Annotated in this window: 11 protein-coding genes; 3 read left to right on the forward strand and 8 right to left on the reverse strand. The window is 33.2% G+C overall.

The annotated features are described in order from the left end of the window. Window positions 1-16 precede the first annotated feature (16 nt). From HH304_RS17330 to HH304_RS17365, 8 genes are all read right to left on the reverse strand, one after another. Window positions 17-2,374, reverse strand: a complete 2,358-nt coding sequence (locus HH304_RS17330) for a 7TM diverse intracellular signaling domain-containing protein (RefSeq protein WP_169684507.1) — start codon at window positions 2,372-2,374, stop codon at window positions 17-19. A 35-nt stretch (window positions 2,375-2,409) separates the two neighbouring features. Then, window positions 2,410-4,059 (reverse strand): DNA repair protein RecN, encoded by a 1,650-nt coding sequence (gene recN, locus HH304_RS17335; RefSeq protein ID WP_169684510.1) that lies wholly within the window; start codon window positions 4,057-4,059, stop codon window positions 2,410-2,412. Window positions 4,060-4,127: 68 nt separating this feature from the next. Continuing rightward, window positions 4,128-5,039, reverse strand: a complete 912-nt coding sequence (gene porD, locus HH304_RS17340) for a type IX secretion system protein PorD (RefSeq protein WP_169684513.1) — start codon at window positions 5,037-5,039, stop codon at window positions 4,128-4,130. Continuing rightward, window positions 5,023-6,231 carry a bifunctional phosphopantothenoylcysteine decarboxylase/phosphopantothenate--cysteine ligase CoaBC gene (coaBC, locus tag HH304_RS17345; protein WP_169684516.1) on the reverse strand — a complete coding sequence of 403 codons (1,209 nt, stop codon included), beginning with the start codon at window positions 6,229-6,231 and terminating at the stop codon, window positions 5,023-5,025. Before coaBC ends, porD begins: the two co-directional genes overlap by 17 nt. Further along, window positions 6,231-6,545, reverse strand: a complete 315-nt coding sequence (locus HH304_RS17350) for a DNA-directed RNA polymerase subunit omega (protein ID WP_169684519.1) — start codon at window positions 6,543-6,545, stop codon at window positions 6,231-6,233. Before HH304_RS17350 ends, coaBC begins: the two co-directional genes overlap by 1 nt. Window positions 6,546-6,548: 3 nt before the next feature. After that, entirely contained in the window at window positions 6,549-7,364 is an 816-nt protein-coding gene (locus HH304_RS17355) for an outer membrane protein assembly factor BamD (protein ID WP_169684523.1), read from the reverse strand. 68 nt (window positions 7,365-7,432) lie between these two features. Next, entirely contained in the window at window positions 7,433-8,137 is a 705-nt protein-coding gene (locus HH304_RS17360) for a T9SS type A sorting domain-containing protein (protein WP_169684525.1), read from the reverse strand. A gap of 171 nt (window positions 8,138-8,308) precedes the next feature. Further along, the gene (locus tag HH304_RS17365; protein ID WP_169684527.1) at window positions 8,309-9,952 is read right to left on the reverse strand and encodes an OstA-like protein; all 1,644 of its coding nucleotides are present in this window, start codon (window positions 9,950-9,952) and stop codon (window positions 8,309-8,311) included. Window positions 9,953-10,003: 51 nt separating this feature from the next. On the opposite strand from HH304_RS17365, the gene tilS reads away from it, so the two are divergent. The 3 genes from tilS to mdh all read left to right on the forward strand — a co-directional run bounded on the left by tilS (window position 10,004) and on the right by mdh (window position 12,886). Then, window positions 10,004-11,350: a tRNA lysidine(34) synthetase TilS gene (tilS, locus tag HH304_RS17370; protein ID WP_169684535.1), complete on the forward strand. Its 1,347-nt coding sequence runs from the start codon at window positions 10,004-10,006 to the stop codon at window positions 11,348-11,350. Then, the gene (locus HH304_RS17375) at window positions 11,325-11,855 is read left to right on the forward strand and encodes a cyclic nucleotide-binding domain-containing protein (RefSeq protein WP_333908767.1); all 531 of its coding nucleotides are present in this window, start codon (window positions 11,325-11,327) and stop codon (window positions 11,853-11,855) included. Before tilS ends, HH304_RS17375 begins: the two co-directional genes overlap by 26 nt. A 98-nt stretch (window positions 11,856-11,953) precedes the next feature. Then, the gene (gene mdh, locus HH304_RS17380; RefSeq protein ID WP_169684537.1) at window positions 11,954-12,886 is read left to right on the forward strand and encodes a malate dehydrogenase; all 933 of its coding nucleotides are present in this window, start codon (window positions 11,954-11,956) and stop codon (window positions 12,884-12,886) included. The last annotated feature ends 90 nt before the right edge of the window (window positions 12,887-12,976 follow it).

The following is a 12,976-nucleotide window of genomic DNA, read 5'->3' on the forward strand; positions in this document are numbered from 1 at the left end:
CTCACAAATAAAACGTTTACTTGAGGTTAGGTAATTCGATCTTGAATTCTGATCCTTCTCCGGGTTTTGATTTGAGAGAAAGGTCACCTCCCAGCTTTTCTGTGGTTTCCTTTACTATAAATAACCCAAGACCTGTTCCATCTGAAGTTTCATGGGCTCTATAAAACATTTCGAAGATTTTATCCTTGTGAATTTCATCAATGCCCAGACCATTATCTTTTACAATTATTGATAAGCTACCATCTTTGGTTTCATTTACACATACTTTCACATAGGGAGCGGACTCTTCTCTATTATGGTATTTTAAACCATTGCTTATTAAGTTTGAAAGTATTATCGATATTCTGTTTACATCGGAGTAAAAGTTATCATATGGTAAGTTGAAATTTGTTTCGATTTTAACTCTCTTGAATTCTTCGTTATACTTAAGGTTTTCAATTATTTCATTTACCAACTTTTCAGGATCTATTTTTTCTATTACTAACTCTGCTCTGCTATTTCTTGAAAAGTTTACCAGATCAGTAATGAAGTTTTCCATACGCTCAACGCTGCCATCCATTCTATCCAGATATTCTTCAATTACTTCTTGCTCACTTTCATTTCTTAATAAGAAAATCAATCCTTTTAAGCTGCCTAATGGAGCTTTTAAATCATGAGAAGCGCCATAAACGAATTTATCCAGCTCACTGTTGAGCTTACTTAATTCATTGTTTGTCCTTTCAAGTACATTTTCTTTATTCTTATGATCTGTAATGTCATTGATAAAAGTAGCTACTCCGGAAACAGAGCCTGCTGTTAAAATCGGGAAGAAGTGTACTTCTAAAAAGCGGATGTTATCCTTGGCTAAATATGAATATTCAAATGTCAATTCTTTACCCTGGAGTGATTCATTATACTTGGGTAACCATGAAGAAAGGTCAGGGATATTATTTAAAACATCTCTCAGGTTACTGTCCTTACCAAAATTCTCGTATTTATTAGAATGAAAGAAGAATTCTTTAGCCTTATGGTTACATTCTATGATTCTTAAATCTTTATCTGTAAGCCATATACCTATATCATTATTTTCAAGAATGGTTCTTAAATTGATCTCTTTAAGTGCTAAATCTTCAGTTCTGATTCTAACTGTATCTTCTAGTTCCAGATTAAATTTTTCGTACATTTTACGCTCATTAAGAGCATTGATAATTTTTTGTTGATCAACTTCCTTTCTGAAATTTCTAACCTTGCTTATTAATACTGTTGATAAAAACAGTAGATGAATTAAATAACCAATGTGCAAAGAATAATAGGTGAATTTATTCGAAGGTATTGCTCTAAATAAGTAAAGAGCTGAAATAAAGATGAAAATCGTGAATATTAAATAAGCAAGTGTGAAAAAGAATAGTGATCGGTCTCCTTTTTTATAGTAATAAATGCTTGTAAATGCAATTAATGGAGTTCCTACAATAGCATTTACGATAACTATATAAAATCCTGCTGTAGGAATAAAGAAGTAAAGAATAAAGCTTAGGATATTTAATCCAATTAAAAATAAGTATAATCTGTAAAAATTATTACTGATCTTATTAATCGCCAGAAAAGAACTGGCAAAAAGTAACGTGAAAATATTTGATACGCCCCCACAGAAAAGGTCATGGTACCCATTAAACAGGTCAACAACTTCGGGGATCAGATAACCAGTAAAACCGTCATAATCTCCGGTGATTATTGAAAAGAAGAAAGTTGAAATGGAAAAATATAAAAACCATTTTAAACCCGAACTTAGGTAAAACAATACCGCATAAATGATTATCGCTAAAACAATTCCATAATAAATTCCGAAAATCAAAAAGTGAACAGTAGACTCTCTTGTATATCTCTTGACAGAGTATAATTCAGAATTTAGAGATGTGAAATTTTTAGTTTCGATTCTGCAAACGAGAGTATATCGATGTCCATGTTTTAGAATGAATTGAAAGGCATTGTCAGTACTCTTAATATTTTTATCAATAATTGATATTCCGGTATGAAATTCCTGTTCACCATTTGTGTTATGGTCGATTAATATACTTTCTACTTCATATATGCTGGGATCGTCAAGATCAAATACAACTTCTTTATCAACATCAGTATCATTACTAAATGAAATTAAAAGATAGGTATATAGATCTGTAGGAGGTGATTGAAATATTGAGTCCACATCCTGCCATGGCTGCTTGATATAGTTTTCCAAATGAAGATCAATCTTTTCTTTACTTTGAAAGTAATCAAGTTTATCGGCAACCATCAGTTTTTCATCAAGAGATGAAATATAAATAGTATCTGTTTGCGCAGCCGATAAAAGCCCGTTAATGAAAAGGATAGTTATAAAAAATAAGACTCTTTTCACCATCAAAATTTTGAACTAATATAATAAAAAAGAAGGTATCAGCCTATTAATTCCCTGGCACTTCTATATGCTGATTCTGAAGGATCTTTACCACCAATCATTTCTGCTATGATAGTAACCCTTTCTTCTTCGTTGACTTCCTTAATTTTGCTCTCCGAAATATCGGAAGAATGATCCTTAAATACAAAGAAGTGTTTATTTCCTTTTGCAGCAATTTGTGGTAAGTGTGATATTGCAATTAATTGATGATGCTCAGACATTTTTTTCATCATATCAACCATTTGCAATGCTATTTCACCAGAAATCCCGGTATCTATTTCATCAAAAATTAGAGTTGGCATGGCTGTTTTGTTTGCCAAAATATATTTTATAGCAAACATAAGTCGTGAAAATTCACCTCCTGAAGCAGCCTTTTTCAATAGTTGAGGAGCTACTCCTTTATTAGCACTGAAGTGTAGAGAAATTTCGTCTATACCCACAGTAGTAAGTTCAGTTTTATTAACTTCTATCTTAAGGTCTGCATTAGGTATACCTAACCTGATAAGTAATTCGTTAACTTTATTTGTGAAGTCAGAATAATGAGAACCTCGAGCTTTAGACAGTTCTTTTGCCTTATTTAGGCAATTTTTATATAGTTCTTCTTTCTTAATTTTAAGATCTTCTATATCAAACTGAACATTTGCAGATCTGGTAATTTTATCTTCCAGATCATTTTTCACAGAAATTAATTCTTCTATTGTTGTTACTCTGTGTTTGGTTAATAATTGATAAATAAGATCAATTCTTGCTCTAACATTTTCAGTTTCGGCAGGGTCATATACTATGTCTTCAGCCTTTTTGTTTAGTTCATCTGAAATATCCTTAATTTCAATCCAGGTGCTTTCAAGACGAGTAGCCAGATTTTCGAGTGATGAAGAGAATTTTGAAGCTTGTTGAATTGAATTTGTTGCATTTTTTAATCCATCTTCAACCGAGAATTCATTTTCTTCCAGAAGATTAATTGCTTCATGGATTTTAATTTTTATTTCTTCCGCATGTTCTAATAACTTCAATCGCTCTTCAAGGTCTTCTTTTTCATCAGGTTTTAACCTCGCGTTTTCAAGCTCCTCAAATTGGAATTGGTTGAATTCTTTTTCTTGTTGTAGATGAGAAGCATCAGATTCTATTTGCTCTAATTGACGGACAGTCTTTTTATATTCATTGAAGATATTTTGATATGCTTTAAGACTGTCATAAGTACCTGAGTAATGATCAATCATTTGTAGTTGATAGGCATTACTAGCAAGCAGGAGTGTGTCATGTTGTGAATGTACATCTACCAGGTATGAGCCTATTTCAGACACAATATCCAATGTGGTAGGTGTATCATTTATAAATGCTCTGCTTTTTCCCGATGGACTAATCTCTCTTCGAATTATACATTCCTTATCGTAGTCTAAATCATTTTCTTCAAAGACAGTCTTAAGGTCATACTGTTGTATATCAAAAATCCCTTCTACAATACATTTAACCTCAGGATCTAATAATGCTTTTGTATCGGCTCGTTTCCCTAATAAAAGCCCCATCGCTCCAAGGATAATGGATTTACCGGCACCTGTTTCACCTGTAATCGTGTTGAACGATTCAGATGGTGAAATTTTGAGTGATTTTATTAGAGCGTAATTCTGTATAAAGAGACTTTTAAGCATAAACTAGAGATACTTTTTTGCAAAATAACTTATTGATCCTGAAATAAAATATCAAAAAACAATATAGTTTAATTTCTTATGATCTCAGTGTAATCTGAACTCTTACTAGGCTCAAGTCTAAGCATAATATTATAGACTTGTCTTCTTTGTTCCATGCTTCCTTCAGAAAAAATATTTATTATCTCATCTCTTTTCGAGTCCAGAAATGAAGTAATGAGTACAGAATTAGGGCTAACATTATTTACATCTCTTATTTTTTCTAGAGCTTCAATAATATTTCTTCTTGCTTCATCAGGATTTTCCGCAAATACATCCAGTCCGAGCCTATGATATTGATAAGTGGCTTCACGATAAGGCAAAAACTGAGGGCTAATCATATTATTAACAAGCCAGTACCTATTTCTGTTGTCAGAAAATTGATCCCATCCACCTCCTTGTTGAGAGGCGTTGTTAACTATTCTATTTGCAATTTCAAAATATTGAGACCCTCCTGATGGACTATAAGAGTCATAATCTAAGCCTATTACCATGTATGCATAATATGCCAGTAGTGAACTTAGATTATCGGTAAACGAGTTCTGATTAAAAATAATAGGCTGAGAAATAGTGTATGCAAAATTCCAGTCCCTGTCACCAAAGTTTAATAATCTTGTTTCATAAGATGCATTAAATACAGGCCTGAATGATTGGATCTGAACAGTCGCATTATAATTACCTATGGAAGGACTGTTTGTAATAGTAATTAAAAATGTACAAAAGATTCTTTCATATTGTTCATATGAATCGTTTGTCCATTTAGTTTCATTAAGAAATCTTGAAAGAGATTGTTCCAGGTCATTGAATACCGATTTGTCAGTCAGTTCAATTTGCTGGTCATCAACTACAACTCTGCAGTTCAGTTCTTGCCCAAAAACAGATTGAATTTGAATGGTGAATAGTAAAACAAAAAAACTTTTTAATAAACTATTTGTAAAAGTCATCGATGACATAATTAACTATATCTATTGCAAGGTGTTTCTTATCCTTTAACGGAAACTCTGATCGTTTCTTATTTTTTCCAATAATAGTAATCTTATTGGTATTATGACCAAAACCAGCACCTTGATCATTCAACGAATTTAAAACAATAGCATTAAAATTCTTCTTTTCAAGTTTTTTTTCTGCATTAATCAATTCATTTTCTGTTTCAAGGGCGAAACCTAATGAATATTGACTTTCTTTTTTGTTAGCACCAGCTGATAAAGCGATATCAGGGTTTTGTATTAACTCAATTTTGGGAGGATCCGAATCTTCTTTTTTGATTTTCTGATTAGCAGGAGAGGAGGGGCGGTAATCAGCCACTGCAGCAGCAAATATTAATATTTCTGAATTGTCTGCATTTTTTGTGACAGCATCCATCATTTCAACTGCTGTCATAATACTGGTAACTGTTATGTTTTTATGCTCTACCTTTATGTTAACAGGTCCTGAAACCAGAGTAACTTGAGCACCTCTATTTGCAAATTCTTCTGCTATGGCATACCCCATTTTGCCACTACTGTGATTGCCAATAAATCTAACCGGATCTATTTTTTCGTAGGTGGGACCAGCTGTAATTAATATCTTTTTACCCTTTAATAATAGATTGTCGTTAAAAAAGGTTTTTACCTCTTCTACAATTTCTTCTGGTTCAGCCATACGGCCTTCTCCTTCAAGACCACTTGCTAATTCGCCAGTTCCTGCAGGGATAATGATATTTCCAAAAGATTTTAAGGTCTCTAAATTTTTTGTAGTGCTAGGATGTTTATACATGTCAAGATCCATTGCCGGAGAAAACATTACCGGACATCTGGAGCTTAGATAAGTTGCTATAAGGAGGTTGTCGCAAATTCCATTAGCACACTTTGAAAGTGTATTAGCACTTGCCGGAGCAATAATGAATAGATCGCCCCATAATCCAAGTTCTACATGGTTATTCCATTCGCCTGCATCATTTTTTTCAAAATTGATAAGCACAGGGTTTTTAGAAAGGGTAGCCAGTGTTAATGGGGTAATAAATGAAGAAGCAGAGGGAGTCATAACTATCTTCACCTCTGCACCTTCTTTAATAAGTAACCTGGTTAGCAATGCACTTTTATATGCTGCAATGCTTCCGGTAACTCCTAAAATGATTTTTTTCCCTTTTAGAGACATTAAATATCTAATTGAGGATCTTCAGGATCTCTCCAGTAAACGTTATCTTCTAAAAACTCTTCTAATGCTATTTTAGAAGGCTTTGGCTGTCTTTCATAAAACTTTGAAATCTCAATCTGCTCTCTGTTTTCAAAGATTTCTTCAAGATTGTCAACACTACTAGCGAACTCTACAAGTTTAGAATTTAATTCTTCTTTAATCTCAGTAGAGATCTGACGAGCTCTTTTTGCGATAACATTTATCGACTTATATACATTACCAGTTGGTTCTGCAATTTTATCTAGGTCTCTGGTTATAATTTCAGCTCTGGACATATATCAGGAATTTTGTGTTTTCAATTTATTAATTTCTTGTAAGGCATCCTCTTGTATTTTTTCAGCCTCTTTTAAATAGCTACTGCTAGGGAATTTACTCACGAATTTTTCGTAAGCTTCAACAGTTTCTTTGTAACGTTCAACCTGCTTTGATCTTATACTCAATTTAGCATGATTATAAGTAGCTTGCAATTTTAAGAACTCAGTTTCTTCAAGATGTTTCGAATCAGGATATTCTTGTCTGAAATTATCAAGAGCTGTCATCGCTGATTTGTAATATCTTAATTGATAATATGTTTTGGCGTTTTCATACGCTTTCTTTTCAAGCTTAACTCTTAACTCCTGGATTATTTCTTCTGCTCTTGGAGCATATTCACTTTCAGGATATTTGTTAAGGAAATTTTGCATTAGGTCGATTGCCTCAATTGTATATGTCTGATCAAGATTATATTGAGGGCTTTGTTTATACAAACAATATGCCTGCATAAATCTTGCTTCAGTAGCTTTTTCAGATCGTGCATAAGTTGTATAAAAAGATTCAAATAATGAGGCTGCATAAATATACTGATCCTTATAGTGATAGTATGAGTACGCATATTTGAAAAGTAGATCTTCACCTTCTTTTCGAACTTTTACAAATGGTTGTACCTCTTCGAATAAGAAGATTGCTTTATAATAATCACCTTTTTCATAATATTTTAAGGCTGTCTGGTATTTATATTCCCAGTCATCAGATTTCTGAGCCTTGCGAAATTCTGAACAAGATGATAATGTAATAGTAATTGCCAAGAAGGCTATAATTATTGAAGATTTCCTCATAAGGGTGCAAATATACATGGTAATTAATAAATAACCAATGTGTTAAAACGACTAAAAGATGTTAAAAGTTATTGGATGATGAACTTTTTGGTTGCGATATTTTGATCGTCAATTACTAAAGTGTAAAAGTAAACTCCTGGATTCAAGCCCTCTGTGGCAAGTTTTAGGGTGTTTTCATAAGGGCTTAGAGGTATTTCTTCTATAGTACTACCTAAGACATTTTGTAGTAATACTTTAGCCTTAATGTTTTGAGCTTTAAGGTTGTATTTCAGATAACCAAAGTTTACAACGGGGTTAGGATAGATATTGCCAACAGATAATTTACTGTCTGCATATAATACATCAGGATTATTACTGTTATTAAAAGTCATTGTTTTTTCAACGTAAACATTTGGGCTATTAACATTGAAAAAACGTAATGTGATATCACTTAATCCCTTTTCGCCATTACCAGGGATATACTTACCAGTAACTTTTAATAAGTCCGATGGATTTTTTATTTCAAGAAAAGAAGCAGGTATTTTTTCAAATACGCTGATGCATCTACCATTGTAGCAAATTTTCAGGTCTTCATCAAAATCCATACTGTGAGATTCAATCTCTACACCAATTTGAATAGGTTTATTAAATTTTGATGCGGTAATTGTAATTGGGAATGATTTTTCAGAATCAGAGGCAGTAAAAGCTATTTTTTCTTCAGTATTGATTTCCAATTGCTGAGCATTACACAACAATGTGAAAAAGATAAATGTCGAAAGAAAAAATATACGCATCCTAAACCTACTTTTTAATGATACATTTACTGAACCTTAATATAATATATTGAACGCTCTAAAACATTTTTATGGATAACTTTTTTTTATAAAAATGCAATTTTTTTAAAAATTTAACGTTCACAATAGTTGGACTCAAAAATCTTGCCGAATTAGGCTTAATTGAAATTTTTAATTTCCTCTGGATCTTCTTTCCTGAATCCGATCCTTTAGTTCTCTGGAGTTTATAGTATTAGAATTTTCATCATCATTTTTAATTGGAGCCTTTTCTTTAATAAATTCTCTGTTTGGGGTTGAGGAATAAATGTCCATTTTGGCCGGTCTTTCCCCACTTCTCCACGAAAAGCCTTCCAATGAAGTTTGAGAATTGTTTACATCTTTTGATGGTATAAAATTCCCTTCTGGTTTGCCGAGAAAAGATAGTTTTCTTAATTTTTGATCAATAAAGGTCATGTTGATATCTGACGAAACAATCTTGTTTAGTCCTTCGAATTGAAGTTCTTCATTTACTCTGAAATAGATGCTTTGACCATTTCCTCTAACTTTTACGTCATTGAGCTTACCTTCTTTAAAATCTACAGTTATATCTTTGCCTTTTATTTGATTATAATTCATTAATGTATCTTCTTGTATTACAAATGAATTATTTGATAGATACATTTTGTCAAGTGTCTTATTAGTGATTCTGGCTGTAATAGTATCTGCAGTCATTTGATTATCACCAGTCCACAAAATGGGGTCTTTATAGAAGGTCAGGAGGCTGTCAAATGTGTAATAAACAAGTGAGTCAGCAAGTCCTTGTAGATCTGATTTATAGAGTCTAATGTTGTTGAAAGCAAGTATTCTGCGATCTTTTTGTAATCCACCCTCAAGGGAAATTAGTGTATCCGACCTCATTAATAAAGTGTCTTGGTCTACAGGTTTTTTCATCACTACCGAACCATAGATCAAAGTTTTTTTAATTTCATCCCAGTATCGTGCATGTTTACCAGTTATAATCAAATCATTTTCTTTGCTCACCATCACTACATTTTGATCGGCTTCAGCAGTACTTTGTTTTTCGTTAAACCTTAAAATGTCACCTGTTAAAATGTAATCAGGAGTGCTAATTGTTCCTCTTTCAAGTACGGTTTGACCTGTCACTGTGCTATACTCTCCTTTGTATGCGTTTACTGTATCGCCTTTGTTTCCTACGAGAGTCATAAAGCTTTCTGAACGGGCTACTTTAGATACAGTACTGTAAATTAATGTATCGGTATAAAGTGTGTAATCAGGGTTTTTAAGAACTACATCATTTTTAAAACTCATTACCTTTGAAAGTGTATTGTAATACCCTTTATCAGATGTTAGTATGTTGGTAGTGTCTATTAACTTTCCTTCATTGAAATAGTATGCCAAATTATCCGGTCTGACATAATCCAGATAGTCTGTATAGAGTTTTCTTGTTCCATCTTCAAATTTGACATCCCCTCTAAGTTCAGCTCTTTTTTCATTACCATAATACGTTGCCTTCTTTGAAAATATTCGAATGGTGTCTCCATCAAAGATTTTTACATGACCAAAAACAATGATTTTGTTATCATTTTTGAATTGATAAACACTGTCTCCAAAGATTCTGGTATCTTTTTGGTGGAACTGAACCTGATTTCGAGGTGAGCCAACGAACTTTCCAATACGGGCTGAATCAGTCTCAATATATTCAAAATAATCACCTCCGTTTTTCAGCAAGACCCTTTCTTTGGATTCCTCCTGAGAAAAAGACGGCAATGCAATTATAGATATCAATAAGAAAAATAGGCTTATACGAAGCATCATTAAGTATTTTTTGCAATATTACAACGAATATAAGAGAATCTCTTTATTTCAATGGAATCGGATAGTATATCTGTTAATTTTATAAAGATCTTATCTTACGATCTGCCCCTCAAAAATAATGCCGTGTGCTATGTTGCTTGCAGCGGTGGGTTAGATTCTACTGTTCTAGCTCATTTAACAGCTCATGCCGGTATAAAATCTGTATTGTTACATTGTAATTTTAATTTGCGAGGAAAAGAATCTGATGAAGATGAGAAGTTTGTTCTTCAATTAGCAGATGAATTAGGTGTTAAATGTTTGGTTAAATCATTTGACACGAAACGAATTGCAGAAGAAAATGGAGAAAGCACTCAAATTACTGCCAGAAAGTTAAGGTATGAGTGGTTTGAAGAGATTATGGGAAATGATGACCACCTTTTAACTGCCCACCATCATAATGATAATGTCGAAACATCATTATTTAATTTGATTAAAGGGACTGGTGTAAAAGGGCTCCGTGGTATTCCCGAAAGAAGAGGGCGAATTTTAAGACCTTTATTGAAATTTACAAGGCAGGATTTAAAAGAATACGCTTTAAAGAATAATCTGTTGTGGCGTGAAGATAGCAGTAACTTTACAAATAAGTATAGCCGTAATTACCTGAGAAACAAAGTTATTCCTTCATTTAAAGAGATTAACCCTTCTTTTATTGATACGATGAAGGGGCAAATGGAATATTTTAGAAGGTTAGAATCCTTTTATGAAAGGGGATACCAAGAGTTCATGAGGAAATCTCTGGGAGAATATAAAGGATTTAAGGCTATTGAAATTTCCAGAGTAACATATCAGCCTGATTATAAGTTGTTTCTGTCAGATTTTTTTAAGCGAAACGGATTTAATGATAGCCAGATTCACGATATTTTTTATTCAATAAACGGAGAGTCGGGAAGAATATTTGAATCAAACGAAGTCAGAATAATCCACGATAGAAATCATTGGCTACTTGATTATTCCTTTGAGGATTCAAAAGTTGAGAACGCTAGATTGATTGTTCCTGGAGAAACTTTAGTGCGTGATCTTGTTTTTACAACTAAAATACATCTATCGGAAAATTATAAGATTGACCCGAATCCCAATATTGCAGCAATTGATATGAATAAGTTAAAAGGAGATGTTGTAATCAGGTCCTGGCATGAAGGAGATTGGTTTAATCCTTTAGGAATGAAAGGCAAAAAAAAATTAAGCGATTTTATGATTGATGCCAAAATTCCGCTATCATTGAAGGAGAAGATTCTGGTGGTTGAATCAGGCGATGAGATAGTGTGGGTGGTAGGAATGCGTATAGACGATCGTTTCAAAATAACTTCAAAAACTAAAAATATACTTCACATAAGTGTTAAAGATCAAAAATCCATTTAAAAGGAAATATTCAGAAAAGGAACTCGAAATGTATGAGTTTCTAAATAAGCTTACCTTATTTGAAGGGTTAAGCCTTGAAGAACTTTCGAATTTTGTTCCTTATATGTTTTTGAGAAGATACAAGCACAACGAAGCGGTGTTTTTTAAAGACGATCCCAGTCATGCATTATATATTTTAAGGTCAGGAAAGGTGAGTCTTAACCTTGATTTAAAAGGTAAATTTGAGAGGCTGGCAGTTATTCATGCCTCAGATACATTTGGCGAAAACTCTATTTTAATTAATAAGAAAAGGTTATATCATGCCCTGGTAATGACTGATAACGCAGAGATTTTTGCTATTCCACAAATTAATATCCATGAGATATTTAATAATCAGCCATTAATTAAAGCTAAGATGATGGAGAATCTTTCAGGTATGAATAACAAATTCATGGAAGATTTATTCTTTGCCTACCAGTCATCTTTTGGATTCTTCTCAATGTCGCTTGCATACAAAAACAAGTAAAATTTTTGTTTCATTCGATTTAGACTGTATTTCTGAGACTTTCTTTATAAATTTGTCAGCGATAAAATTTGACAAGTTATCTTAAACCGAACACAAATATGAAAGTTACTGTAGTAGGAGCCGGAAACGTAGGTGCAACTTGTGCCGATGTATTGGCTTACAGAGAAATTGCTAACGAAGTAGTGTTGTTGGATATTAAAGAAGGTGTTGCTGAAGGTAAGGCCCTTGATATCTGGCAAAAATCTCCAATAAACCTATACGATACCAGAACAGTAGGTTCTACTAATGATTATGCTAAAACTGCTGGAAGTGATGTTGTAGTTATTACGTCTGGTCTTCCAAGAAAACCAGGTATGAGTCGTGATGACTTGATAGAAACTAATGCTGGAATTGTTAAGCAGGTTACTGAAAATGTTGTTAAGCATTCACCTGATGCTATCATCATTGTGGTTTCTAACCCTCTTGATGTAATGACTTATCAGGCGCATATCACATCAAAATTCCCAAGAACTAAGGTTATGGGTATGGCTGGTATCCTTGATACAGCAAGATACAGAGCTTTCCTTGCAGAGGAATTAAATGTTTCTCCTAAAGATATCCAGGCAGTATTAATGGGTGGTCATGGTGATACAATGGTTCCACTTCCTAGATATACAACAGTTGGAGGTATTCCTGTAACAGAATTAATTGAAGAGGATAAACTAAACGCAATCATCGAGCGTACAAAAGTTGGTGGTGGTGAGTTAGTTAAACTTATGGGTACTTCAGCTTGGTATGCTCCGGGTTCTGCTGCTGCTCAAATGGTTGAGGCTATAGTTAGAGATCAGAAAAGAGTATTCCCTGTTTGTATCAAACTTGAAGGTGAGTATGGTATAGATGGTGTTTACCTTGGCGTTCCTGTAATTTTAGGTAAAAATGGTGTTGAGAAAGTTATCGAGCTTGATCTTAACGAAGAAGAAATGAAGCTTCTTGAAACTTCAAGAGATCACGTTAAAGAAGTGATGGAAGTTTTAGATAGCAAAGTGAAATAATTACATTAATGTAATAATAAAAACCGCCCCAACAGGCGGTTTTTTTTTGCTCAAATTTTTATTCGAGAATTAAATTTATTTGAATTCTTT

The sequence above is a fragment of the Marinigracilibium pacificum genome (genome assembly GCF_012926615.1).
GTDB lineage: Bacteria > Bacteroidota > Bacteroidia > Cytophagales > Cyclobacteriaceae > Mangrovivirga > Mangrovivirga pacifica.